This window comes from Actinoplanes sp. NPDC051859 (assembly GCF_044452725.1).
GTDB lineage: Bacteria > Actinomycetota > Actinomycetes > Mycobacteriales > Micromonosporaceae > Actinoplanes.
This window is the reverse complement of the sequence record NZ_JBITBX010000003.1, coordinates 571,798-597,914: the sequence shown is the minus strand read 5'-3', so window position 1 is coordinate 597,914 and position 26,117 is coordinate 571,798. Positions and strand designations below refer to the sequence as shown.

At 65.5% G+C, this 26,117-nt stretch carries 19 protein-coding genes, 1 tRNA gene and 2 pseudogenes; 11 read left to right on the top strand and 11 right to left on the bottom strand.

Annotated elements, in window-relative coordinates:
• Window positions 1-62: 62 nt before the first annotated feature.
• From ACIA1L_RS10610 to ACIA1L_RS10575, 8 genes and pseudogenes are all read left to right on the top strand, one after another.
• Window positions 63-135, top strand: a tRNA-Lys gene (locus ACIA1L_RS10610).
• Window positions 136-311: 176 nt separating this feature from the next.
• Window positions 312-713, top strand: a complete 402-nt coding sequence (locus ACIA1L_RS10605) for an IS5 family transposase (protein WP_396072386.1) — start codon at window positions 312-314, stop codon at window positions 711-713.
• Window positions 689-916: pseudogene (locus ACIA1L_RS10600) on the top strand (transposase); the annotation flags it as partial. The gene ACIA1L_RS10605 and the pseudogene ACIA1L_RS10600, both read left to right, overlap by 25 nt.
• Window positions 917-1,771: 855 nt before the next feature.
• The gene (locus ACIA1L_RS10595; RefSeq protein WP_396072385.1) at window positions 1,772-2,326 is read left to right on the top strand and encodes a DNA/RNA non-specific endonuclease; all 555 of its coding nucleotides are present in this window, start codon (window positions 1,772-1,774) and stop codon (window positions 2,324-2,326) included.
• Window positions 2,323-3,411: an SMI1/KNR4 family protein gene (locus ACIA1L_RS10590; RefSeq protein ID WP_396072384.1), complete on the top strand. Its 1,089-nt coding sequence runs from the start codon at window positions 2,323-2,325 to the stop codon at window positions 3,409-3,411. The genes ACIA1L_RS10595 and ACIA1L_RS10590 overlap by 4 nt, the downstream gene beginning before the upstream one ends.
• Before the next feature lie 321 nt (window positions 3,412-3,732).
• Entirely contained in the window at window positions 3,733-3,915 is a 183-nt protein-coding gene (locus ACIA1L_RS10585; protein WP_396072383.1) for a hypothetical protein, read from the top strand.
• A 119-nt stretch (window positions 3,916-4,034) separates the two neighbouring features.
• Window positions 4,035-5,000, top strand: coding sequence for a hypothetical protein (locus ACIA1L_RS10580; protein ID WP_396072382.1), 966 nt, complete (start codon window positions 4,035-4,037; stop codon window positions 4,998-5,000).
• 193 nt (window positions 5,001-5,193) lie between these two features.
• Window positions 5,194-5,493: a hypothetical protein gene (locus tag ACIA1L_RS10575; protein WP_396072381.1), complete on the top strand. Its 300-nt coding sequence runs from the start codon at window positions 5,194-5,196 to the stop codon at window positions 5,491-5,493.
• Between the two features lie 9 nt (window positions 5,494-5,502).
• Here ACIA1L_RS10575 and ACIA1L_RS10570 read toward each other — a convergent pair.
• From ACIA1L_RS10570 to ACIA1L_RS10525, 10 genes and pseudogenes are all read right to left on the bottom strand, one after another.
• Window positions 5,503-6,667, bottom strand: a pseudogene (locus ACIA1L_RS10570) (IS3 family transposase).
• Between the two features lie 345 nt (window positions 6,668-7,012).
• Window positions 7,013-7,456 carry a hypothetical protein gene (locus ACIA1L_RS10565; RefSeq protein ID WP_396072380.1) on the bottom strand — a complete coding sequence of 148 codons (444 nt, stop codon included), beginning with the start codon at window positions 7,454-7,456 and terminating at the stop codon, window positions 7,013-7,015.
• A gap of 276 nt (window positions 7,457-7,732) precedes the next feature.
• Window positions 7,733-9,853, bottom strand: a complete 2,121-nt coding sequence (locus ACIA1L_RS10560) for an acyltransferase family protein (RefSeq protein ID WP_396072379.1) — start codon at window positions 9,851-9,853, stop codon at window positions 7,733-7,735.
• A 156-nt stretch (window positions 9,854-10,009) separates the two neighbouring features.
• Entirely contained in the window at window positions 10,010-11,266 is a 1,257-nt protein-coding gene (locus ACIA1L_RS10555; protein WP_396072378.1) for a BtrH N-terminal domain-containing protein, read from the bottom strand.
• A gap of 721 nt (window positions 11,267-11,987) precedes the next feature.
• The gene (locus ACIA1L_RS10550; RefSeq protein WP_396072377.1) at window positions 11,988-13,136 is read right to left on the bottom strand and encodes a glycosyltransferase family 4 protein; all 1,149 of its coding nucleotides are present in this window, start codon (window positions 13,134-13,136) and stop codon (window positions 11,988-11,990) included.
• 50 nt (window positions 13,137-13,186) lie between these two features.
• Window positions 13,187-14,302: a glycosyltransferase family 4 protein gene (locus ACIA1L_RS10545; protein ID WP_396072376.1), complete on the bottom strand. Its 1,116-nt coding sequence runs from the start codon at window positions 14,300-14,302 to the stop codon at window positions 13,187-13,189.
• Window positions 14,299-15,741 (bottom strand): O-antigen ligase family protein, encoded by a 1,443-nt coding sequence (locus ACIA1L_RS10540; RefSeq protein WP_396072375.1) that lies wholly within the window; start codon window positions 15,739-15,741, stop codon window positions 14,299-14,301. Before ACIA1L_RS10540 ends, ACIA1L_RS10545 begins: the two co-directional genes overlap by 4 nt.
• A gap of 220 nt (window positions 15,742-15,961) precedes the next feature.
• A complete protein-coding gene (locus ACIA1L_RS10535) occupies window positions 15,962-17,539 on the bottom strand; it encodes a flippase (RefSeq protein WP_396072374.1) in 1,578 nt (525 codons plus the stop codon).
• Between the two features lie 551 nt (window positions 17,540-18,090).
• On the bottom strand, window positions 18,091-18,570 hold the full coding sequence (locus ACIA1L_RS10530) for an SRPBCC family protein (RefSeq protein WP_396072373.1): 480 nt from the start codon (window positions 18,568-18,570) through the stop codon (window positions 18,091-18,093).
• A 116-nt stretch (window positions 18,571-18,686) separates the two neighbouring features.
• Entirely contained in the window at window positions 18,687-19,892 is a 1,206-nt protein-coding gene (locus ACIA1L_RS10525) for an alpha/beta hydrolase family protein (protein ID WP_396072372.1), read from the bottom strand.
• A gap of 77 nt (window positions 19,893-19,969) precedes the next feature.
• Here ACIA1L_RS10525 and ACIA1L_RS10520 point away from each other — a divergent pair, with 77 nt between their 5' ends.
• On the top strand, window positions 19,970-20,377 hold the full coding sequence (locus ACIA1L_RS10520; protein WP_396072371.1) for a hypothetical protein: 408 nt from the start codon (window positions 19,970-19,972) through the stop codon (window positions 20,375-20,377).
• Window positions 20,374-20,583 (top strand): helix-turn-helix transcriptional regulator, encoded by a 210-nt coding sequence (locus ACIA1L_RS10515; protein WP_396072370.1) that lies wholly within the window; start codon window positions 20,374-20,376, stop codon window positions 20,581-20,583. Before ACIA1L_RS10520 ends, ACIA1L_RS10515 begins: the two co-directional genes overlap by 4 nt.
• A 16-nt stretch (window positions 20,584-20,599) precedes the next feature.
• On the opposite strand, the gene ACIA1L_RS10510 is transcribed toward ACIA1L_RS10515, so the two are convergent.
• A complete protein-coding gene (locus ACIA1L_RS10510) occupies window positions 20,600-24,073 on the bottom strand; it encodes a TIR domain-containing protein (RefSeq protein WP_396072369.1) in 3,474 nt (1,157 codons plus the stop codon).
• Window positions 24,074-24,274: 201 nt separating this feature from the next.
• Between ACIA1L_RS10510 and ACIA1L_RS10505 the strand changes: the two genes are divergently transcribed.
• A complete protein-coding gene (locus ACIA1L_RS10505; RefSeq protein WP_396072368.1) occupies window positions 24,275-26,089 on the top strand; it encodes a cutinase family protein in 1,815 nt (604 codons plus the stop codon).
• Window positions 26,090-26,117: the final 28 nt, after the last annotated feature.

Sequence of the window (26,117 nt, the reverse complement as noted above, 5' to 3'; positions counted from 1 at the left end):
TGCGGGTGGGGCCGATTTCAGGGACGCCGCGGGCCGTGTTAATGTTTCTCCGTTGCCACCGAGCGCCGCTAGCTCAACTGGCAGAGCAGCGGACTCTTAATCCGCGGGTTGTAGGTTCAAGTCCTACGCGGCGCACAGTTAATCAAGGCTCTGATCAGGCATTTTACGCCTGACCAGAGCCTTTTTCATGTCCCTTGTGGACGATTGTGTGATCCATGTGCGCTCTAGACCTTTCGACACGCCGGGGCACGGATCGCCATTAGCCGCTAGGCAGTGTCTTCAAACGATCGATGGCCGACATGATCTGACGCGTGATCCGCCGCTACGAACTGACCGATGCCGAGTGGGACTCGCTGTCACGACACCTACCCTCGACACAGACCGGCGGTCGTCCCCGAGAGGACGACCGCCGGTTCATGAACGGCATCGTGTGGAAGATCCGCTCGGGTGCGCCATGGCGCGATGTGCCAGTCCGTTACGGCTCGTGGAAGGCGGTCTACACCCGGTTCCGCAGATGGGCGCTGGACGGCACCTTCACCCGGATGCTCGCCGGCGTCCACGCTGACGCGGACGCCACCGGAGACATCGACTGGCTGGTCAGCGTGGACTCCACCATCGTGCGGGCGCATCAGCACGCCGCAGGGGCCGCTAAAGGGGGCGACCGGAAACGGACGTATCGGATCACGCCATCGGACGATCCCGAGGCGGACTGACCACCAAGATTCACCTCGCCTGCGACGGCGCCGGACGAGCGTTAGCGTTCGTGATCACCGCAGGCAACGTCAACGACTGCACCCGCTTCACCCACGTCTTGGACGCGATCAACGTCGAACGCCGCGGCCCGGGACGGGCACGAACCCGCCCGGATCACGTCATCGCCGACAAGGGCTACAGCTCCCGCGCGATCCGCGCCGGGCTACGCCGGCGCAGACGGGAACGCCAACCGATACGCCGATGGCAACGGCAACCCGGTCGCCTACACCGACCCCACCGGCCACCTCGTCGACCTCGGCACCGGAAGCGGAAGACCCAGCTAGTTCTGCCCGGCGACAACCGGGTAAGACTCCGCCCGCCGACAACTCCTCGATACGTCTCTGCCCCGCCTCCGCCGCCACCCATCGTTCCCAAATGGGCGAGGAGGGTCGCCAAGGTCTCTCAGGTGCTCTCTCCGGCCGTGTTCGCCTGGGAAATCATCATTGAGGACGGCGACCCAGCGGGCCCCTCACAGATGTGTGCTACACCGTTCGGGCAAAGGGAACCGGGACACAAGCTCTGCCACGGCAAGAATTGGTGCAAAGCTGGCGCAAAGGAATATTGCCCGAGAGATGGCGAATCCAGTTCCGCCTTCGGGAAAAGAACTGGTGCCCTGGTCAAAAAAATCATTGGCGCGGCCAAAAGGGGTAAGGCCAGTGCAAAACCCAGGAATCCGCCCACACGTGCCAAGCCAAGTGGACCCACCGGTGTAAGGCCAGGTAGAACCACCGGCCGCGGCAACCAGCCGCCACGTGGACCAGGTCGGGGCACCGGCACGTCTTCGGGCCCGGCGGGCAAGGGCCCTGGCGGTGGTTCAGGCATCTACCGCCCCGCCCCGCCGCCACCTCCACCGGCGTGGATCCCGCCGCTCATCGTCCGCGACGCTCCCCCAGCACCGGGGACTCAAGTCAAGCCTCGCGTACCCGCCATCCGCGTCGATCGCCCGGACACGACCCACGTCGACGCCGGACCCTCGATGACAGCGGGAGCCGGCTCGACCACACACGCGGTCCCGGGCGTGCCGACGCACCTCATCCAGTTCATCCTCGACGGTGGGAGAGTGGTCTGGAACAATCCACGCCTCGTGGTTCATGCGGGAATCAACGATCCGAATCAGGCCGACTACGACCACAAGCGCCGGAGCTGCTTGAACAACGGCGCGAAGATGATCCGCTATTTCGATATGGAGGAGGATGTCGCATCTGGTGCGGAGGCTTGCTATCCCGGTGCACTCCCGGGCGGCGGCACCGATGCGACCTTCACCCCAGAGGGCTTTGAGTCAGGCAAGGGAATGGCTCGGGGTCATCTCATCGCCAAAGAGCTGGGTGGTAGCGGCTCGGATGGGCGCAACATCGTCGCGCTCTATCAGAACAAGGTAAATTCCAGTGCAATGTGGCACGGCGTGGAGAAGGTCGTGCAGGCATGGGTCGAGGAAGGGCAGGACGTCTACTATCGCGTGGTGCCGGAGTTCAAGAACAATGATCCGGGGAACAATCCTGTTCCGACGCATGTTCGAATCATCGTCGCCGCCAATCGTGGTGCTATTACGGCAAGGATTGAGAACAGAAAATGAATACAAGAACCATTCGGCGTCTTCAAAAGCTTCTCGGTTTGCAGTATGCAGCTAGCCCGATTGACTGGAGCGCCGTTGAAGAAGAACTTCAGTCGAAATTTCCCGCAAGCTATCGGGAATTGGCGGAGTCCTTTCCGCCTGGCGAGTATCAGACTTTTTTCAAGGTCCTGCACCCGACGGGTTCGAGGAAAGTTGCGGACTTTCGCGCAGAGGTCGCGGAATATGCGCAGATAGTGCGCGACTGGGCTCAGGCGCAGCCTGCGCCAATTTCTGTCTATCCAGCAGCCCGCGGTCTGGTGCCGTGGGCGACAGTTGGCTTCGACTACACCCTTTGCTGGCGGCCCGGCGAGGGTGAGCCGGACACATGGCCGACGGTTATCTGCAGTGCCGGCCGGGGTCCGTGGCCCGTCTACGAGATGACGACACAAGAATTCCTGATCGCGCTGCTGTCCGAACCGGCGACAATCAGTGAACTGAGTTACGTGACAGAGGCCGTGCAGCCACCACACTTTACGGCGTTGGATGGCGAGCGGGCGCCGATCGATACATCGTTACCTGGCTATGCCCACTGGCTCGACGGGCTACTGATGGAGGATCTCCACCAACTGGCCCGGCCTGTCGCGGAACTCAGCGGACACATCGAGGCTGCGCCGCTCGCGGACTTCGACCGCTATGCCTTCCTGGAAAAGGTCCGCCGGACACTGCCCGATGACTTCTGCAAGATTCTGGAACTCTACGGCGCTGCCCGGATCGGACCTGCCCGGGTGTCGGCGCCCGATGGAAGCGAACACGACTTCTTTGCCGAATCTACTGCCCTGGCAAAGCGGGTCAAGGCTGAACGAAAGGCTGGCAGGGGCCCACTCGGAACTGTTCATCCGGAGAGTCAGGGCCTGATCCTATGGGGCCGGCTCGACAATGGCGGCTACCTTTGCTGGGCGCAGACACCCGGCGGGCGTTCGCGGCAGTGGCCGGTGGTAGCGCTCGACGCTTCGTTGCGGCACCACGTGACTTACCCGATGTCAACCTCGCAGTTTCTCTACGAGCTTGCCATCAACCCTGACGGAGTCGAGTTGCCCTCGGCGTAAGCGGGACTGACGGGAAAGCAGGATCATGCTTTCACCGAACTGCTGAAATCGTCCGTGCCGGCACTATCCCGCTAGGTCCCGGGACGGCTCGCAGCCATCTTCGTAAATAGGCACTTCGCGGAACGCCAGAGAGATTGCGTCACCTTCATTGATACTTCTGTCCTGATTCGCGCCGCGCTTCCGAGCGACTCAGCACGGGCTCGGACCGAGATTTCGCCGGCGCGAGCCAGATCGTCACAATCCTGGGGAGGATTTCTTGATTTCGACACGGGAGACGTTGGCAGCGCTCCTTGCTGCCATATTCTCGCCACGACCGGGATCGTGGCCGGTGCCACGCTCGCCTCGGCGGATCCGGCCGACGCTTCGGCGACACGGCCTGACTATGTGCAGCCTGATGTACCTCGGGCGCTCGACATTGGCCTGCTGCCGGCAACCGGCGACAAGCGTTTCGCCAAGACCGCTAATCCGGCTCGGGACAACAGCAAGAATCGAGAACAGAAATGAATTCAGGCGACGTTCGACGCCTTCAGGCGCTTCTGGGTATGCGATACGCAGTCAGTCCGATTGATTGGGGCGATGTCGAGAACGGAGTCAGGTCGAAAATTCCTGCGAGCTTCCGAGCGTTGGTGGAGGCATTTCCGCCCGGCGAATTTCAGACTTTTCTCAAGGTCTTGCATCCCGCAGGTTCGGCGGAGGTCGCGGATTTTCGTAAAGAGCTTGCCGGATATGCGCGTATAGTGCGCGACTGGGCCGAAACGCAGCCGATGCCGGTTTCCGTTTACCCAGCGCCCGGCGGCCTGGTGCCTTGGGCGACGGTCGGCTTTGACTACACCCTTTGCTGGCGGCCCGGCGAGGGCGACCCCGACACGTGGCCGACTGTTATCTGCAGCTCGAGTCGCGACACCTGGCCCACCCATGCATTGCCGACATTGGAATTCTTGATCGCACTGCTATCCGAACCCGCAGCGATCAGTGAGCTGAGTTATGTGACACGGGCAGTACAGCCACCGCACTTCACGGCCTTGGAAGGTGAGCGTGCCCCGATCGAGACATCGGCGCCAAACTCCGCCTACTGGCTCGACGGGCTGTCTGTGGAGGTGCTCAGTCAAATGGCCCGTCCCGTCGCGGACCTTGGCGGGCGCATCGAGGTGGAGCCACTCGCTGATTTCGACCGCAAAGCCTTCATAAAGAAGGCCCAGCGGGCCTTGCCCGGAGATTTTTGCAAGATCTTGGAGCTTTATGGTGCCGTCCGGCTTGGGCCTGTTCGGATGTTGGCCCCAGACGGGAGTGCGCACGATTTCTTCGAAGAGTCTGCTGCCTTTGCCAAGACGGTGAAGGCTGAGCGAAAGGTGTGTAGGGGGCCCTCCGGCACCGTTTATCCGGAGAGTCAAGGACTAATTCTTTGGGGTCGGCTCGACGATGGTGGATACCTATGTTGGGCACAGACGCCTGACGGGGATCCATGGCATTGGCCTGTGGTGGCGCTCGATGCTTCGTTGCGATACCACCGGACCTATCCGATGTCGACGTCGCAGTTTCTCTACCAGCTCGCTGTCGACCCTGATGGATTTACATCTCCCTCGGCGTAACTGCTTTCATGAACGAATATTTCCTATCCGGTTCGTGTCGTTTTCGAGCGGCTCGGCCCGGATCGTGGTTACGGCGTGAGCCGGACCGCCATAATCCTGGGGAGGATTCTTGAGATCGACACGGGGGACGGTGACAGCGCTATTTGCTGCCACTCTCGCCGCGACCGGAGTGTTGGCCGGAGCATCGCCCGCCTTGGCTGATCCGGCCGACGCTTCGGCCAAGTGGCCTGATTACGTACAGACCGACGTGCCACGGGCACTCGACATCGGTCTGCTACCGGCAATCGGCGACAAGCGGTTCGCTAAAGCCGCCACACCTGCGCGCGACAAAGGCAAGCTCACCTATGATTATGTGGAGGGCGAATCGCCGTCCGAGGTGAAGGCGGCAGTCCGGGCTGCAGACGGCGAGATCTTGCAGACTCAGGGTAAACGCGTCCGTGCCGCGGTGCCAGGTAAGGATTTGGTCGCCCGGGTCTGCTGCACCAGTAGGTGACAGGTCAAGTCACGCGGCCTGACTGGCCGGTGGGGCCATGATGGTTTCGAACTGTACCGGGGTCAACCGGTCCAGTGATCGTTGTCGCCGGGTCGGTGGTAGGTCCGTTCGATCCAGGTCACGATCGCAATCCGGAGCTGGTTACGGGTGGTCCAGGTGCGTCGGTTCAGGACGTTGTTCTGTAGCAGGCCGAAGAACGATTCCATGGCAGCGTTGTCGCCGGCGGCGCCGACCCGGCCCATCGATCCGACCATCCGGTGCCGGTCGAGAGCCTGGACGAGTTTCCGGCTTCGAAATTGAGATCCGCGGTCGGTGTGGAGTATGCATCCGGTTAGGTCGCCTCGTCTGTCGGCCGCGTTGTTCAGCGCGGTCACGGCCAAGCGGGACTTCATCCGCGAGTCGATCGAGTAGCCGACGATCCGGTTCGACCAGACATCCTTGATCGCGCATAGGTAGAGCTTGCCTTCGCCGGTGCGGTGTTCGGTGATGTCGGCCAGCCACAGGCGGTTCGGTCGGTCGGCGGTGAAGTCTCGGCGCACCAGGTCGTCGTGCACCGGCGGACCCACCTTGCCGCCTTTGCCGCGACGTTTCTTGCCGAACACACTCCACCAGCCGTTGCCGGAGCAGATCCGCCACGCGGTCCGCTCCGCCTCCGGCTGCCCGGCGGCGCGGGCTTCATCGACCAGGAACCGGTATCCGAACTCCGGATCGTCGCGGTGGGCGTTGACCAGAGCGTGTGCCCGGTAGGCCTCAACCAGTTCAGCGGCCGTGACCGGGCGGGCCAGCCACCGGTAGTAAGGCTGACGAGCGATCTTCAACACCCGGCACGTGACCGTGACAGGTATCCCGTCGGCGGCCAGCTCGCTCACGAGCGGGTAGAGCCCTTTCCCGGCAGGTTTGCCTGCGACAAGTAGGCGGCGGCCCGGCGCAGGACCTCGTTCTCCTGCTCCAACAACTTGTTCCGACGTCGCAGTTCCCGCAACTCATCCGACTCACTACCAGTCACACCCGGCCGGGCGCCGTCGTCGGTGTCGGCCTGGCGCAGCCACTTGAACAACGTCATCGGGTGGACCCCGAAGTCCTTGGCGATCTGCTCGACCGACACACCGGGCTCACGGTCACGAGCAACCCGCACGACATCATCGCGGAACTCTTGAGGGTAGGGCTTGGGCACAGCAACATCCTCCCAGCTCGCCGTCGAGGCAAGCCATCTCAGATGTCACCTATCGGTGCAGCAGACCCAATCTGGCATTGCCATAAAGCCGCAGGTTCCGACACAGAATGGCACAGCAACGCACCGGGCGGCACAACCAGCAGCGGACTCTTAATCCGCGGGTTGTAGGTTCAAGTCCTACGCGGCGCACCAACGATCAAGGCCCCGACCAGGCGTTTCACGTCAGGACGGGGCTTTTGTCGTCCATGGTGGACGATTGCCTGATCCATGCGTGCCCTGGAGACGTTGACACCCCCGGCACACGCGGGACGTTATCGAGCCGGACCCGTTCGCCCGGCTCGCCGATCAGCGGGAGACCCGGAGCGCCCGGCTGGTCATGACCATGACCTCAGGGCCGTAGTACGTCTCGATGTGGCAGACGACCCGAACCTTGTACGTGCCGTTCTTCAGGACCACCGACCTGTCCCAAGCGGTGTAGTTGTTCGCGTACTCGCTGTACTCGGTCGGAAGCCGCTTGACGATCTTGTTTCTCCTGATGTCGACGATCCGTGCCACACATGATGCCTCGTCCCCACCGGCGCTCATGCTGGTGAAGGACGACACGTCGAGGCCGCCACTCTTGCGTCCGTAATCGCTGACGATGAACTCGGTACACCCGGTATGCATGCCGTTGTCGCTGAACGCGCAGACCTGCTGCCTGACATTCGATGCCATGGCCGGGGTGGCAACTCCGGCAGCGGCGGCGACGGTCCCGACGAAGAGACCCGCCTTGATGAGGTGCCTGTGCATTTTCCACCCTCCCTCACGGTCGGCTGCAGCCGTCATCAATCGGCACCTCACCGCGGCGCCTGAGACCTCCGCCCGGCCTCCTAAGCGAGACGTGATCACATGGCGGTCCGCGCGTCGGCGTTCGGAACAGGGAGCCGGAACGACTGCGCCCACCTGCTCACGGGAGCGGGTGGGCGCTGGGGTCGAGGCGATCCCGGCCAGGGGCGACCGGCCATCGTGGCCCGCTTGCGGCAGCCGGGTCGTGCTCTGCCGTCTTGACGATCGGCGCGGCAGGATTCAGCTGGGCCGTGGCTTGCTCGTCCGGACTGCTTCGACGAGTGCCGGGCGCAGGTAGGGAATCAGAGTGTGGACGTACGTTGCGGTGAGGTGGGAGTGATCCTGGCGTACCCGGATGCCTCCGACGACGGCGTCGCACACGTCGGGGCCGCAGATGTGGTTGTTGAGGTCGACCGAGGTGATGGTCGGGGACGTGAGTTTCTTCGCGGCCTCGACGGCCGGGTCCTCGTATTCCCATTCCGATCGCGGTGCGGAGCATGGCTCGTAGTTGTCGGGGTTGGCTTCGAGGCAGCGGATCGGGTCGGCGTTGGGGAACTTGGCGGTGTCGGATTTATCCCCGCCGGTGGCGGCCGGGGCGTCCTTGATGACCAGAGTCCGGATGCCGGCTTCGTTCAATCGGCGGTAGGCGCCAAGGTAGGCGTCGACCGTCGAGGTGGTGTTTTCCGGCTTGAACCAGCCGTTGTATTGGAACCGGTAACCGAGGTTGGAGGTGACCACCAGGGTCGGTTTCAGCTGGACGACGGTGCTGATGACCTTCTCTTCCCAGTCGGCGCAGGGGGCGAACTTGGGCATGAACGAGGTCCGGGGCCAGGACGCGAAGGGGCAGCCGGTGGCGTAGTAGGTGATGAGGTGCCAGCGTTCGGTCTCCGCGATGTTCGACAGCGCCTCGAGCCATTGCAGCGCATGGGAGTTGCCTGTCAGAACCACCTTCACCGGCGAGGACGGGTCACCGGCGTCGCACCGGGTGACCGGCCATTCGTGCTCGGTGGCGGTGCAGGCCTGACCGTGGAGTCCCGGCTTGTCTTCGGAAAGGGCGCCGACCTGCCAGGTGGAGCTGCGCGGGACGAACTCACCCGTGAGCGAACGACCACAGTTGGCGCCGGGAGCGAGGGCCGGCGCTCCGAAGCATTTGTCCGCGCCGGCGAGCTTCGCGGCGAGCTGAGCCTGGTAGGCGTCCTGGCGACGGTTTTCTACGACACTCCAGGTTCCCGCCAAGCCGAAGACGACCGCCATGCCTGCGGCGCCGAACGCATACGTCGGCACCCGACGGCGCCACCACGCGAGGGTTCGGACGGGATCTTCGATGTAGCGCTTCGTGAGGACCGCAAGTACCAGCGTACCGACGATGATTGCCAGGTCTTCCTTCCAGCCTCGGGAAGACTGCGTGGCCGCCGGCACGATGAGCAGAAGCGGCCAATGCCACAGATAGACCGAGTAGGAATGGTCGCCGAGCCACTGCAGCGCACCCACCGGATACCAGTCCAGGGAAGCGTTCGCCGCGATCACCAACAGGACGCCCGCGACGGGTACAGCTGCCCGCCAACCCGGGATCGCCGTGGTCTCGGAGAAGCGGAGCACCGCAGCGCCCATCAGTAGCCAACCGGCGTACGCGATCGGCGTCCTGGCCCGTTCACCCCACGTCGTTGCCAGCAACCGCGCGACCACCGGGTAGGCGACGGCCAGCAGTCCGCCGCTGCCCAGTTCCCAGACTCGGGTGGTGGACACGAAGTAGGCGGCGGCCGGGGTGCTGCGCGTGTAGGTGATCGACCACCACAGAGACACAGCGACCACCACGAGCAGACCCACGAAGTACAGCCAACGTCGATCGCGGAGCCGCCACCCTAGGTAGGTCAGAGCCAGCAGAAGCAGCGGCCACACCACGTAGAACTGTTCTTCCACGGCAAGCGACCAGTAGTGCTGCACCGGGGTCGCCTGGTTGTTGGCCGCGAAATAGTCGACGGAGTCGCCGGCCAGATGCCAGTTGATCCAGTAGGTGGCGGCCGACCGCACCTGCCGCGCGGTGGTCGACCACAGCGCCTCTGGGAGCCATACCCAGGCCGCCACGGTCGTCGCCGCGAGAACGGTCAACGACGCCGGCAACAACCGCCGTACCCGCCGGCCCCAGAAGTCCACCAGGTCGCGGACGTTCGTCGGGACGTGCTCCACCAGGTGTGAGGTGATGAGGAAGCCGGAGATGACGAAGAAGATGTCGACTCCGACGAAACCGCCGGCCAGCTTCCCATGCGGCCACAAATGAGCGCACACCACCACGCCGACGGCGAAGGCCCGCAAGACTTGGATATCGAGTCGGACGTCCCGGTTACGGACAGAACCAGACATCCGTTGACTCCCCTAAGTCGATGGGCGGCGGTTTGAGCCGGGCCAAGATACCTCACCAGGCGGCTTCAACATCATCCGGCGATGCCGCTGATGGCGAATAGCGCGGTGTGTCTCGGTTGACCCGGCCGGCTAGGGAGGCGCGCGTCGTGGCGACGCTCACACTGCCCGCAACACCTGCACCGCTTCGGTTTCTGCGGCGTGCACTGCTCGTAACCGGTCCGCCAGGATACCCAGATCCGGCGCCACCGGTGGCTTGCGGTCCAATTCGGACCGGTGCTGCCACAACTCGGTTGCCGCCTCGGCGCGGCCCGCTGCGCCGTCATCACCCAATGCAACACCCTCAGCTACCGCCGCGGCCAACGCACGCAAGCGGGCGTATTCCGGGACGTCGGCGGGCAGTGCGGCCTCAGCGAACGCGTGCCAGCACCGGCCGGCGGCACGGAATGCCTCCGCAGCTTGCGCCGCGCGCTCGCCGAGCAGCGGCACGGCTTCGTCGAGAAAGTCCGCGTACATGTCGCGGAGGTGTCCGCCGCTCATGCCGACCGGTTCCACCTCTTCCCACACCGTGAACAGCGCGGTGGTGAGCCCGCGACCGTCGGCGAACACGGTCGGCCAGCCTTTCGCATTGCGCCGGTCGGTGAGCATCTTCGCCCATTTCTGCCAGGCGGGCAGCGCGAACGACGTCGAGGTGCCGCCGAGGTGCTCAGCGCATTCCCGGACCCCGGCGCGGACCAGGTCGGCAAGCTGTTCCGGCGCGGTGGCGGCTTCCACAACGACGAGCTTGTTTCGGTACGAGACGACGCGCGCTCGAGCCCGGTGCAGCACGTCGGCGGCGACGGTCAGTGGCCGGGTGTTGCGGTCGTCGATGCGTACCCCTGCATCTGTCGCCGCATAGGCGACCACCGCGTGGCCGCCGTGTGCTTCCAGGTGTGCGGGCAGCTGCCAGTAGCCGACCAGGTACCAGTCCGGGACGACGATCGCTCGCTCACCAGCCGCTAGCGCGTCATGCAGCGCGGCCGCCGCGCCCTTTGCGCCCGACGTGGTGTGCACCCGGTAGCGGGCGCCGAGTCGGTCCAGGGCTTGATCGGTCCAGTCGAGGTAGTTCCACCGACGCCGGAAGCCCAGCGTCAAGTGGGTGGTGTCGTGTGCGGCGAACTCCCAGAGGATGTATCCGGCGCCGAGGCCGCCGCCGATGCCGAGGACCATGGCCTCGGACAGCTCGACGCCGTGGTCGGCGAGCACGTGTGACACTGCGGCGGTCTCGGGGTGCCGCCCGCCGCGCAGCGCCCAGCCGTTGTCGGTGTGCGGCTTTGCGGTGTCGCCGACGACGTGCCGACGCGCGGCGGCGTACCGTTCGCCGGTGCGGGCCATCCGTGCGCGGATGCGGGCCTTGAGGTGCTTCTGCTCGGTCATCGCTGTCCTGTCCGGTCACGCGCACGCCGCGACTCCCACGCGGCGGCGGTGCACATGACCGTCAGTGTGTTTCAGCGACAGACGGTTGCTCTCCCGAGGCCGGACACCCCTTTGCCTCCGCGGTGCCGGGCGGCGTGGGCGCCCGGGAGGAGGTTCGGCACGGGAGCGTGCCGAGAGCACCATACCGCAGCCGGCGGTCGTCCAGACTTGGCAGGAATTCGTGACGGCGTTCGCCCGGCTGCTTGATCCACCGGGCTGGACCGGGGAGGTAAAGCCATGACAGAACCGTTCGAGCGCTGGGAGCTGACCACCAGGATCGCCCTCGCGGACCACGGCGTCGGCTGATCGGTCGCCACGACCTGCCGTCTCGCCGGGCCGCGGACCTGGTCCGCGAGGCGCGGGCTCACCTGGATGCCGCTGGAACCACACCGGAACAGGAATTCGGTCCGGTCGCGGTGTACGCCCGCAGCCTGGCCGAGCACGAGCCGGTCCACCGTGGACCATGGTGGCGCGGCGCCCCGGCCGAGGCGCTGTACTACGTCATCGCCAGCTACCTGGCGGTGCAGGCGTACCACAGCTGGCGCACCGAAGGGCACGCCTGGGCTGCCTACCTCGTAGCCGCGCCATGGGGGCCATCTTCATCGCGAACCTGGTCCGGCTGGCTTGGCGCTCGCTGCGTGGCCGGACCCGCTCCCGTCGAGACGCGAAAGCCTAGGCGCACCTACGGGCGAGCCCCGACCTCGTTGATGATGTCCAGCAGTCGCCGAGCGCTGTTCTCCCACGTGTGCAGCTTTGCCCGCTCGAGCCCCTTGCGGCGCAACTCATCGGCCAGCGCAGGGTCACCAAGGACCTTCTCCATGTGCAGCCCGAGCGCCGCCGAGTCGTGGGCGTCGACGAGGATTCCCGCGTCACCGACCACCTCGGGAAGCGAGGAGTTGTCTGCCACGATCACCGGCGTGTTGCAGGCCATCGCCTCCAGCGGCGGCATCCCGAAGCCCTCGTACAGCGACGGGTACACAAAGAGAGCAGCACCGCTGTACAGGGCCGGGAGATCCTCGTCCGGGACATATCCGGTCGTGATGATGTCCAGGTGACGGAGGGCTTCGAGCTGGTCCTTGATCTCGCGGTCCAGCCAGCCCTTGCCGCCGGCGAGCACCATGGAGAACGAATCGCGCACCTCCGGCGGCAACTGCGCGTACGCCGCCAGGATGCTCTTGATGTTCTTACGCGGCTCCAGCGTTCCGGTGTACAGCACGTACGGCTTCGTGATGCCGTACTTCTTGCTCACCGCCTCGATCTCAGTGTCGGCCCGCGGATAGAAAAACGTGTGGTCGAGCGCGGGGCTGACGACCGAGATCCGGTCCGGGTCGGTTCCGTAGAATTCCACGATCTCTTTCTTGGAATTCTCCGAAGGCGTGACGATGTGCTGGCATTTGTCAATCGTCCGGGGCACGTACCGCGTCAGGTACTTGCGATTCCGGTCGGCTACGTGTTCGGGGTGCAGCACGAAGGAAAGGTCGTGCACCACGGCGATCGCCCGGCTGCCCAGCGGCAGCGGGAAGCGCACGAAATCGGGGAAGAAGAACAGGTCCGGTCGACTTCCCAGCATGAGATCGATGGGTGGAGCCGTCAGCTTCCGGACGATCGCGTTGAACACTTTCAGGTGCATGTACCGCATGAAGCGGTAGGCGACGCGGGGAGTTTCCGGGATCGGCCTGCGCTTCGCCCCTCGGCCGAGGAGGGCGAACGAAAAGATCGTGTACCGATGGTCCTCATCGACGCGGAAGAGGGCTTCGACCAGGTGCATGGTGTATTGCCCTACGCCCGTACGCTGCCGGAAGAGGGGCGTTCCATCGATAAAAACCCGCATAGGTGGCGCCATTGCCTGTCCTCCCTGTCGAATCAGTTGAAGTGCGACGCCTACTGCTGAGCGCTCAGGTACGCCTGATGCGTTGCTTCTGCTGTTGCCCGCCAGGAAAACATCGCCAGGCGTTCGCGCCCCTTAGCCACCAGCTCGGTCGACAGCTCCGGGCGCTCCAGCAGGTCGACAATCTTCTGCGCCAGGTCCTCGGACCGGTGCGGGTCGAAGTACAGGGCGGCGTCCCCGTACACCTCGGGCAGACACGTCGCCGTCGAGGACAGCACCGGCAATCCCTGCGCCATGGCCTCCAGGCCCTGCAGGCCGAACCCTTCGGACAACGAGGGGTAGACATACATCGAGGAGTTCCGATACAGCCAGGTCAGTTGCCCATCGGTGACGAACCCCGGCAGGATGATGCGGTCGGCGACGTGCAGCTTCTCCGCCAGCGCGAGCAGGTCGTCCTTGAACTCGTCGGCCTTGCCAGCCAGGACCACCTTCACGTCCGGCCGGGTCTGCACCACAACAGACAGTGCCTCGATCAGCACCCGGACATTCTTGTACGGGTAGTAGTTCCCCACATACAGCAGCACCGAGTCCGACTTTGCCAGCCCAGGGACGCTTTCTTCCGCAGCCTGCGTCAGGTCCGCGGAGTCGGCGGCGTTCCAGATCGCCGAGATCTTGGTGCGTTCGATGCGGAAGCGCTTGACGAGTTGTTCGCGCACATAGCCGCTGACGGTCACGATGCGCGTGGCCGTCGCCACCTGCATCAGCAAGATCAGCCGGAACGGGAAGCGCTTGAGCTTTGCGGCGAGGCGTCGACTCAGCGACCCCCGGCTGGTGTCGAAATCAAGCAGGGTCAGGTCATGGACCGTCACCACTTTGCGGCCTCGGTAACGGGCTGCCGCATTGGGTGTGACGAGGTGAACGACATCGGGAGCAAGGCCGCGAAGCACCCTCGGCAGGGTGGTTTGCTCCGCCAAGGAGTACGGCTCGATGTTGCACTCGACCCGGCGGAAGTTGCTCTGCTGCGGCTCCCACTTCGCCCAGTCTGCGCGGCGCATCAGCACGACGTAGTCGTTGGACTGGTCGATCGCCTCCAGCCCCTCGAGCAGCGCCTGGGTGTACCGGCCGATGCCGGTCCAGGACAGCATTCGCCCGTCGATCACGATCTTCATGGGGTCTTCGCACCCACCGAATCCGTCCGGAGCACCACGGTGTCTGCCAATTCTTCCGAGGATTCGGCCTGAGCCTGCCGCTCGCTCATGATCCGCGCGCCGGCGAGGAGCAGGCCGACGACCACCCAGGTGCGCAACAGCGCGAACGACTGGAAGTTGTTGGCCTCGACGGCCATGCCCACCACGGCGAACGCATAAGGACTCGCCGGGTGGTCGAGTCGAGCGCGCGCGACACCCCACATCGCGCGCAGCACCAGCCAGAGCAGCGGAAGTGCCAGGAGCACGCCGACCAGCCCCAGCTCGCTGAGGTAGGCCAGATAGTCGTTGTTCACCGGCTGCAACTTGTTCGCCTCACTGGGCGAGGCGGTTGCGCTGCCGTCATGCAGCAGAAGCCGGGTGTTGTTCGGGCCGATGCCGGTCAGTGGGTGGTCGATGAACATGCGAAGGGTGTCGGGCCAGAGTTCGTACCGAGTCTGGGCGGAGCCGTCGTTCAGGTCGATGGCATGCCCGGTGAACTTGCCGACCACATCCGGTTTCGGCGGGGGCGCCTCGGTCGGGCCGGAAGACGCGGCCGGAGCGGACGGCGAGCTGGGCGGCGGGCTCGCCGCTTCCGGCGCGCGGGCCTCCTGCACGGTGTGGGTGAGGAAGAGCATCCCGGCGACAATCACCAGCGCGAGGGCTCCGCTGCGTGCGAGGTACAGCACGGGGCGCCAGGACCGGCCGGCGATGATCAGCACGGGAAGCGTCACCAACAGACCGAGAATCGCACCGCGAGACAGCGTGAGCAGGAAGATCCCCAGTGTGGACACCAGCAGGATCTGCTCGAAGGCCGACGCTTTCCTGGTGCGCCAGTAGCGGGTCAGCAGGATGCCGAGCGGCAGGAACATCCAGTGACCCAGGTACAACGGCTCGAGCGCGAACGACTGCACTCTGGGGAACGGGAAAGCGCCCGTGGTGCTGTTGTACTGCGGCAGAAGCTGCGTCCACCGTTGGGACACACCGAAGACGTCCCCGAGGAACTGGGCGTAGCCGAACACGACCATCAGGACGAGCAACCACAGAATGATGTTCTCGAACAGCTTCAGTTCGTGTTCGCGAATGTACTGTGCCACCATCCAGCCCCGCGCGAGCGCGAAGCAGAAAACCAGCGATGACATCACTGCGACGGTGAAGTTGTATGCGGTCAAGGTTGCGATGCCCGCCGCGACACCCGGCAGGGCGAACGCCGCGAAAAGCCCAGCGTTCGGCCACGTCCCACCCCGCTTACGGAAGCGATCCCAGGCCAGGACAAATCCGCGCTGGACCAGCAGAAGGCAGGCGATCAGCTCTTGCGGCGCCAGTCCACGGGTGTCGACCAACGAGACGAAGGGAGCCTGCGACTCGAACTGCGGGACCCGGTCCCAGGACATGATCACGGCAGTCAGCACCAGACCGGCCATGAACAGAACGTTCGAGATGATCGCCGAACAGCGAAGCCCCGAGGTGGGAAACGCAGATACCAGCTCTCGCACTATCTTCACCACTGCAGTCTCAATCTTGTCATGGCTGGCAGCCTGACCGGTGCCGCGCCGAGAATCGGCTGACTACCGGACATTGCGGTCCTGGACTCGGGAGCGTCACTTCGTTGCGTGCGGCGGACAACGCCTCGAACAGGGACAGTCATTTCGCTACTGCCCCCTTACGGCGCGCATGCAGCGCCGAGCGCACCATCTCCAGGTCACGCTCGGAGAATCCACGCACGGCATACAGGACGACCAGATAGATAAGTACGTAGCCAGGGATGAGCCAGATGCTCTGGTACAGGTAGATGCCGGCCGCCATGACCGCGCTTGCAATTGCCGGACGCCACATGTCTTGCCAGAAGGGGAGCGCAATAATGTGACGATTGATCAGATAAGTGCCAATGACCACGACGATGGATTGGGTAGCGACACTGGTAACCGCCGCGCCGACCATGCCGAACATCGGGATCAGCAGGAAACTGAAGAAGATGTTGAAGAACACACTGAACAACGCGATATACGTGTAGCGCTGCGGCCGCTTACTGGCATGGAACAAATTGGCAGTGAGGTGCCCGATGAACGTAGGAATGACGGTGAAGCTCATCAGCTGCAGGACAACGACACTGCCCGGATATTCGTCGCCGTAGACCAGGTCGATGATCGGCTCGGACAACATGGACAGTCCGACCGCGAGGGGCAAACTCAGATAGAGGAAATATCTGAGCGCCGTCATGGTCAGGGTCTGCGCCGAAGCCTCGTCCGAATGCAGCCGCGCGGACGTCGCCGGCAACAGCACGCCAGCAAAGATGGCCGGCACAATCAGAAAGAGCTCGAAAATCCGGTACGCCGCCGAATACTCACCCACTACGGTGGTCGACTCGAAGAGTCCGAGAATCAGGGTGTCGACCCGATAACTGATGGCGATGAGCACCGCCAGCGACACGAAGGGCAGCGCCTGCTTCGCGAGTTGGTTGCACTGCTGCACCGACTCCGGCAGTTGGAACTGAAACAGCTTGCGCCGGCTGTTTATCGACTTCATGTACAGCGCGTTGACCACGGTCAGCGCCGACGTCATCGCGACAATGGCGACGATGCCCTTGCCCCAGACCAGCAGCAACGCCCCCGAGGCGGTGGTCAGGAAGGCGAGACCGATCCGGCCGTACGCGTCGTACTGCATGATCTCGCGTCCTCGATAGATCGAGGACATGCTCGTCGTGTACGCCGTCGAGATCAAGGTGAGCGCACTGAAGATGAACATCCAGGTGAGATCAGCCGGCATTCGGGCCACCAGCACGACCGCGATGATGACGGCGCTGGTGAGGAAACCCACCGCGACTTTAATCGTCAGCATCGCCGATCCGATGCGGTTGATCTCGTGCGGCTCGGCTGCGATCAATTTGACGCCAAGCGTACTGAAACCAAAGTCCGTCACATTGCCGGCGATGGCCAGGACGGACAGCACCAACGCCTGTTTACCGAACTCCGTGCTGCCGAGCATTCGGGCGACGAGAACGATCTGAATGAGCAACATCGCCCGCGCGAGGATTTCGGCCACGTACAACGCGGCCGCGTTCTTCAGGATTCGCTGAGCCTGGCTCATGCGATGACGCAGTGCGCAGACGTGCGGTAAAGCTCGCCGGCCGAAGCCTGGAAAAGGCGGATCCCGCCCGTGACGCCGGTCATCGAAGAACGCTTCTGCGCTGGTGTCATAGCCGCTGACCCCCCGTCTAGCCATCTATTCCTGAATATCGCGCCTACCACCGCCCGAAGGCCCGGTCATGTTACGTGAAGACCAGGTCTGTATCTACCCGGTGATCGTCAGGCCGCCTTACCGCTCAGGTAGGCGCCGAGGATTGCCGCACCAAGGTGGGCAATGAGTGATCGTGGAGATTCATGCTGTGACCAATTCGCCGGCCAACCTCGACTCAGTCGGCGCCGAGATTAGCACCGTACGTCCATGATTGTCGATGTGCGAATTTTGGGGTCTTGTTCCGGAATTTAGGAAGCAACTCGTCCACCTCGAACCGTCCGTCCGATTTACGGCATTCTGCCGGAAGCTGCTTGACCGGGGCCGGTTACCTGGGACTGAAGACGGCGAACATCCCACCTTTGCCCCGCCGCAACCGATCCCGCGAAGTTTGCCGCCGTGGACTCCACCGCAGCCGAATCGAACCCAGCCCGGTGGCCGCCATCGCATGACACCTAGAGTGACCAAGGTCACGACCTCGCACGACTCGCGGTGGTTCACCGCCCGTTGGTGCGCCGCGGCCCATCCGACCGGAAGCCTCAGATCTGCGGCGGACGCCCTACCTGCGCCTCCGCCGCGGCGCGAAGCCGGTCCAGCGTCTCGGTCATCGTGCGCCGGTTATGGGCGTCCCGGTCCTTGATGCCCAGGGCCAGGATGCCGAAAAGTTTGAGCGCCAGTCCGCGGCGGTCCACGTACGTTTCGGTCACCTCACAGCCGCCGTCCACCGCACGGAAGGCGTACGTCCAGCGGGAAACGGCGAGGAAACCGCCACCAATCACGTCGAAGCTGAACTCACGGCCCCGGTCGGCCGCCACCACGGTGCACTCGGTGCGCCAGCGCCGTCCTCGGAAAGCATTCGTGCCGGCGAACCGGGCGCCCTCGTGCGGACCGGGCGGTTCGGTAAGCCAGCGGCAGCGGGTGGTTTCCGGACTCCACTGGCCCATGCGGGTGACGTCGGCGACGAGGTCCCACACGACTTCCGGCGCGGCCCGGACGCGAGTGACAACGGTGACTGGCATGCCCGTCATCGTGCCCGACCAGATCGGCCCGGCATACCCCTACCGCCGCCCCGTATGCCGGCGCGCAGTGCTTGATGGCCTCCACCCGATCACAGCGCTGGTGCCTTGCGGTCTGTTCAGCGCAGAAACCGGATCTGCGGATAGCGGGACGACGGCCGCCCGAGCAGGCGGGTGTCGCGGCGGCGTAGGTGCAGATCGAAGAACGCACGTACGTAGTCGCGTTGCGCGTGGATTGCACGGCGCGGGTCAAGGGTGCCGATCGCCTGGGTGACCTGGTCGGGTGTCAGGCCAAGGATCGGTGCGGCCTGGGGCAAGAGTATTTCCAGGTCGGTGAAGGAGGTGTGCGTGGTGCCGAGGAGGGCGAGCTCGCGTTTCCAACCGTGCTGCCGGGCCCAGAACTGGTCCCAGCTCGGGTCACCGGGTCCCGGTCCGGGGTCACTTCCGAAGAGCAGGAAGGGCCGGCCGGTGCCTCGAGCTGCGGGCGCGGGAAAACTACCGTCCAGGTTGATGCCGGCCCGCAGGCGTGGGTCGGCGCGCATGGCCGCAGCGGCGGTGGCGCCGCCGAGGGAGTAACCGAGGATGCCGATCTGGGACAGGGAAAACGCGCCGGTCAGGGTGGCAGGGAGTCGCCGCCGTGCCGCATCGGGGTTGTGCCCGGCGTTGAGGGAAACGAGTCGATGCAGGACAAAGCGGATGTCGGCGGTGCGTACGGCGAGCGCCTCGGCAATCGTGGCGTCGTCGACGGCGGGAAGTGCGTATGTGGCAACGCCTCCGCCGGGGAATGCGACCTGGTCGGCGTCGTATGTGTGGTCCACGGCCGCGACGAGGTAGCCGTGACTAGCCAGATCCTCTACCACGATCGTGCCGAGGCTGCGGTTGCTGTGCAGGCCAGGCGAATACAGCAGGAGGGGTCGGCCGCATCGACCGCGGTCCACCGGCGCGCCCATCCGGGCATGCGTGTCCGGCAGGAGTAGCGCGCCGGCCGGAATGCCTTGTGCCTGCTCGAAATGGGGGACGGCAGCAGGTGAAAGCCAAGGCGCAACGGGGTGGCCTGGTGCGCCGCGGGCGGGATACCAGAGCTGAACCATGAGCTCACGGGGCCGGCGGTTGCCGTGCCACGGATCAGGCCGCGCGGGGTCGACGAGGTGCACCGAGACCGTACCGATGGGATGCGGCCCGGTTGGCGCGGGCAGGGTGAGGCGGGCAGCAGATGCCGGCGATTTTCGTGGTGCCCGCGAAGCCGCGGCTGAGGGCGGCCCGGCGGCGGTGATAGCGGCTGCCGCAGCGGCGCCGAACAACGAACGTCGCGTCAGATGCACCATGCGAAGAAATGTAAGGTTCGCCTTCCATCATGTCAAGGACACTTGACCATATGGAATGCCTACCTTACCTTCGAGGCATGATGAAACAGGTGCAGGAGGATCAGCTGGCGCGCTCCGCCCGCCGCGCGGTCCTCATCGACGGACTGCCCGTGGCGGTGCTCGGCTGCGTGGCATTGGCACTCGGCAGCGATCCAGACCCGAGCGCCACCCAGAAGTCCTGGTGGATTGCGGTCACCGTCGGATTCACGCTCGCCGTGGCGTGGGTGCTGGTGCGCGCGTTCCAGCGCGCCGACGAATACCTGCGGAAAATCCAACTGGAAAGCATGGCCGTCGCCTTCGCGGCCGTCCTGGTCGGACTGCAACTGGCGACCGTGCTCGACGCCGCCGGTCTGGTGCACCTCCACCAGCTCGCACAGCCGATCATCCTCGGCGGAATAGCCGTGTGGCAGGTGCTCGCCGACCTGCGCACCCGCCTGCACCGATGAAAAACCGACTCCGCGAGCTGCGGGCCGCCCGCCGATGGAGCCAGGCCGACCTCGCCGACCGGTGCCAGGTCTCCCGGCAGGCCATCAACGCCATCGAGACCGAACGGTACGACCCCAGCCTCCCCCTAGCCTTCACCCTCGCCGGCGTCTTCGGCCTGACCATCGAGGAAATCTTCACGCCCGACCCGGCGAGCGACCCCGCCTGATCCTGGCGGTCCAGGGTCATTTCGGCTGACAGGCTTTTTCGTACGGCAGGTCCGGCACGTAACGCGCCCAGTCGCCCTGAGAAGGGCCGCCACCGGTGATAGCGCAGGCACGTGCAAGCGCATGGGTCCGGAGATCGTTGAGGGGCGCCAGGTCCCACACACCCACGGACATCCCGTTGGTGCCGGTCAGCGCGACCAGACTGTTCCCGTCCGGGGAGAAGACGATCGGGGACCGTCCAGCTGCCTTACCGTCGATGCGAACCAAACGACGGGGATCGCTGCGATCCGTGAGGTCCCACAACTGGATGGCGCCGCCCGGCCCATCGCTGGCGATGGTCCGCCCATCCGGGCTGAGAGCCAACGACCACCACGAGTCGGGGTCACCGACGAACTGGGCGATCCGGCGTGGGCTGTGCCGGTCGGCGGTATCCCACACCTGCACCAGCCCGGTGTGGTCGGCGGTGACGAGGGTCCGGCCGTCGGCACTCAGCACGACGCGACCGTTGTAATCCAACACGTTGTCGAACATTGACGTCATTCGCGGCTCTGCGGGCCGGGTCAGGTCCCACAGTGCGGTCTGCGAGCCGTCGTTGATGGCGAGTGTCTGCCCGTCTGCGCTCAAGGACATCGCCTGCCCGTCGTTAAGCCACCCGCCGCGGTTGCCTCTGAATCGAGACTGCCGGCGCGGTGCCTGCCGGTCGGACGTGTCCCACAGGTCGACTATCCCCTCGCTGTCGGCAACCGCGAGCAGCCGTCCGTCGTTGCCGAACGCCACGGCTTCCATCACGGAATGGTCGTTCGACGTAGCGACGACCGTGCCCGCACCGGAGAGGTCGGCCGTATCCCACAGCCATACGCTGTCGGCCATGCCGATGGCGACAGTGCGCCCGTCAGCACTGAGCGCGACCGAGGTGAGCTCCACGTCTTCGGGCAACTCCGGACGGCCGAGCAAACGGGGACCAGCGGACGGGGACAGATCCCACACCTGCGCCTCCCCGCCATCTCCCGCCACGACGAGGATCCGCCCGCCGGCGCTGATGGCAACCTCGGCTACCGCGGAGGGGTGGTCGGCGACCCGAGCGACCTGGCGCGGGCTGGACCGGCCGGATATGTCCCACAGCTGCAGATCATCACTGCTGTCGTTCAAGGCCAGGGTCCGACCATCGGCACTGATGCCGATCGATCTGACGCGTTCGTAGTCGACCTTGAACTCGGCAAGGTGCAGCGGCTCGCTGACTTGGGTCACGTCCCACACCTGCAGGGTCTGATCCCGGAAGTTCGCGGCGAGGGTGCGCCCGTCAGCACTGAGCGCGAGCTGGTGCACCTCCGCGTTGCCATGCTGGATCTGAGCGGCCACCTGGGGGTTGCTTCGGTCTCTGAGATCCACGAGTGCGAGAAAGCTCGGCTTCTGTGCGACGGCGAGCAAGTTCCCGTCCGCGCTCAGCGAGACCCGCGCCGGCAAACCCTGGAGACTGCTCAGCTGGGCCACCGGGCTGGGGTTGCCACGGTCCGTCAGGTCCCACACCTTCGTGCCCCATTCACTGCTGGTCACCATGGTGCGCCCGTCGGCACTGAGGGCCATGTCGTAGGTGCCGAGGTCTCCGTCGGTCACTCGGGACACCAGACGGGGGCGCTCACGATCGGTCAGGTCGTACACCATGGTGGATCCGTGGAACGCGCTGGCCAGGGTGTGACCGTCGGCGCTCAGCGCGACCCTGATCCGGGTGGCTCCGAACAGCAGGTCAGCACGGTTGTCGAAAAGCTTGGACAGAAAGCGCGGATGCTGTGGGTTGCTGATGTCGAACAGCCCCACGGTGCCGTCCCCGCTGCCGGCGGCCAGCAGCGTTGCGTCGCCGGAGAGTGCCAGATCTTCAGGGTCGATGCTGCGTGCGGCGTCCTCGAAGCTTTCATCGTCGACGGGGTTCGTGATCAATCCCAGCGAGACGGGGCCACCGCTCAGGTCCCACAGCTGAACCATTCGTGTACTTCCGACGGCCAACAGGCGGCCGTCGGCACTGAAAGTGGCAACTCTCGATCGATTTTCCTCGGCGTCGCCAGGGTTGCTGGGGATGGTGTCCCGATAGCGGGTAGCAGCCAAGATGCCGACCAGGCCAGCCTCGGCCTGCGCACCCGGATAGACCTGCAGAGCAGCGAGGCTGAGCATGACCGCCGTACGCGGGTCGTTCTGCCGGGCGGCGTCCGCCTGGCCGATCAGCCGCCGACCCATGGCGATCCGCTGCTGCGCAGCGGCGGCCTGTTCCTGCTTGCGTGCCTCGGCGGCGGCCTCCTTTGCCTTGCGCTGCTCCTCGGCGGCCAGCGACCGCTGCCGCTCGGCCTCAGCCGTGGCACCATCGGCGCGGGCCTGCTGTTGATCGGCAGATTCGCGTTGCTTGCGCGCCTCGGCGGCGGCCTCTTTCGCCTTGCGCTGCTCCTCGGCGGCCAGCGAGCGCTGCCGCTCGGCCTCAGCCATCGCGCCATCGGCGCGGGCTTGTTGCTGGTCAGCGGCTTCGCGTTGCTTACGCGCCTCGGCACCGGCTTGCGTGGCCTTACGCTGCTCCCCGGCGGCCAGTGACCGTTGCCCCTCGGCGTCGGTGGCCGCCCGGTTGGCCCGGGCTTCCTGCTGGTCGGCGATCAGACGTTGCGCCCGGGTGTCGGCGGCCGCCTTTGCCGCCTCGCCCTGCCGTTTTCGGGCCTCCGCCGCAGCCTCCTGGGCACGCTGCTGTTCGGTTGCGGCAATCTGCCGTTGGCGGTGCGCTTCGGCGGCGGAAACCGACGCGGCCCCACGCTGTTGCTCCGCCAGCTGCTGCTGGCGTGCCGCCTCCGTCGCCGACGTGGCTGCCTCACGCGCGTTGCGCATCGCGAGCGAACCCGTGGCACCGGCCAGCACCAGCAGCATGCCGACCACCGTGAGCACGCCGCGCCGCATCCGGACCATCCGGCGGTGGCGTGCCACGTCCTCGCTGTCCAGATCCTCCTTGCTCATCCCGTGCATGGTGGCGGCCAGCTCGGCCACCGCGTCACGAAAACGGGTATGGCGCAGGTCCAGCTCGTTCTCTGACCGGGCCCACCGCAAGTCGAGGTGCCGCGGCTCCTCCTGAAACACACCCCGCAGCGCCGGCGGCACCGCCGTCGACCGATCCCCGTCGAAGTCGTTGCGGGCGGCATCCCACACCCATCCCCCGGACGTCACCACCGGCAGCAGCCGATCCACCGGGTTTCGCGCCAACCAGTGCTCGATCTCCTGGTTGACCCAGGGCGACTCGGCCGCCTCCGGGCACGCCATCAACACGAAGTAGCGCGACCCGTCGAGTGCTGTCCGGATCGAGGTCCACAATGCGGGGCTCACCCCGAGGCCCGTCTGGTCCCGGAAGACCTCCAGCGCCCGGCGCCGATGCCAGGGCCGTGCCAGACGCTGCAGACCGCGCTGCACGGCCGGGGCCAGCGCCCCGTCAGCGGCATGGCTGTAGGAGATGAACGCGTCGTAACTCATCGGCGAAGCCTCCCCGTCGCATGATCGCGCGCCGATTCTGCCCGACCCGAATCGCCGCGCAGCGACGAGGGTCGAAGTGTTGCCGGCAGGCATCAGCAGTTCAGGGTCGGTCGAAACGGCGGCAGTACGGGCCGATCCGGTGGGCGACTTGGTCCTTGTGGTGCCGGAGAACCGCGGAGTGTCAAGTAGAGAATGCGATCTGTGATTTCATTCCGATACCATTCCGCGCGCTTTCTGGCGGCGCTGCTCGTCGGCGTTGCCACGCCCGTTGTTGCGTTAGCCGGAGAACCAGCCCTGGCCGCCGAAGAATTCGCGGTGCACGGCGACAGCTGCCCGGACATCATGGTGGTGGCCGCCCGAGGTTCCAGCGAAGCGCCGCAAGGCACCGGCGCTGGCGGATGGCAGAGCGCCTCGTCCTATCAGGACGCCGCCACCTTCTACGGGGTGGGGCAGACCAACTTTGCGCTGTATCAAGGTCTGGTCGCGGCTAAGCCGTACCAGCGGGTGGCACTCGACTCGGTGATCTATCCGGCCGATGCCGTGCCCAGCGATCTCACCAATGACGGGCCGAAGTATCTGGCGAGCGTGACCGCTGGTGCCGCGGCCGTCGAGAAGGAGATCGCACGAGTAGAAGCAGCCTGCAATGCACGCGTGCACTACGTCTTCAGCGGTTACTCGCAGGGCGCATGGGTGCTGCACAAGGCGCTGTGGAAGCTTGCGCAGGGGAGTCCGGGCGTACTCGAAAGGGTTGCCGGGGTGACGTTTTTCGGTGACCCGGAATTCGAGCCGCAGGCGGAAATCGTGCGGGACCACAAGCTGGAGACCGCGATCTGGCAGGGCGCAGCAACCGTCATCGACCCGGCCGCGCGCTCGGTCCCCGCGATGCTGAAGCCGCGCACCGGAAGCTACTGCCTGCCCGGCGATCCGGTCTGTCAGACCTTCGGACCCGGCGGCGGCATCAACCTGTACGCGTTCGCCGCCTGCACCGCCGCCAACTGGCAGCCGGGCGCCTGCCCGCACACCAGCTATGCCAGCACCGACCAGGTGACCAAGGCCGCGGCGTTCCTCGACTCCGTCATCCCTGACGAATACACGAAGACAGTCACCACCACCGTCAGCGGCGAACAGGCCTCCTGCACCACCGGAAAGACGTGGCAGTTCTCGATCGACGGCGTGGGACCGGCGGCAGGCCGCAACGCTCCGGCCTCGATCGCGGCCCGGCGCGCGAACGGCAGCACCGCCACCGTCAAGCGGACCAGCCTCAGCGGCAGCGTCGCCGGATTCGAGACGACAAGCGCGGTGAAGTTCACCGGTGCCGCAAGAGCTGCCGTCAACCGGTCCTGGAATCCCGCGACCAGCAGGTTCGCGCTGGACAGCGGGCCGTGCGCCGCCACAAAGCTCACCTTCACCTCCGCCCTGCCCGCCGTCGCGATCGCCGGAAAGCCCATCACGCTCACCGGCAAGCTGACCGGCAAGAACGGCCGGGCGCTCGCGGGCCGCGACATCAGAGTGTGGTGGCACTCGATGCGGCGCGACGGCAAGGGCGCGGAAATGGGGCCGTACCGCACCGACTCCCGGGGCATGTTCCGGGTTGTGGTCAGCGCCGACGATCTGGGTTGGCACGACTTCACGCCGAAGCACCCCGAATCAGGTCCGACTCAGTGGGGCGACTTCGCATCGCAGGGCGCGACACGCGTCGTCTGGGTGCTGCCCGCCGCGGTGCCCGCCGGCAGCCCGTTGACCAGTAGCAACGGCACCACCTTCACGGACACCAAGCGGCGCACGACGGTGGTGGGCTCCGGGTTCAGCCCGAACTCCGAGGTCGGCATCGCCGTCTACCCCGGCCGCAAACTGCTCGCCACGGCCAAGGCCGACGAGCAGGGCATGATGTCCGCCACAGTCCGGATCCCCGCCGGGCTGCTCGGAAAGCACACGCTCATCGCGATCGGGCGCACGGTGCACGACGACCGCATCGTCGCGCACACCCTGACCCTGCCCATCACCGTACGGCGGTAGGTCTGCTGAGCCCGGCCGTCTCTTCGCC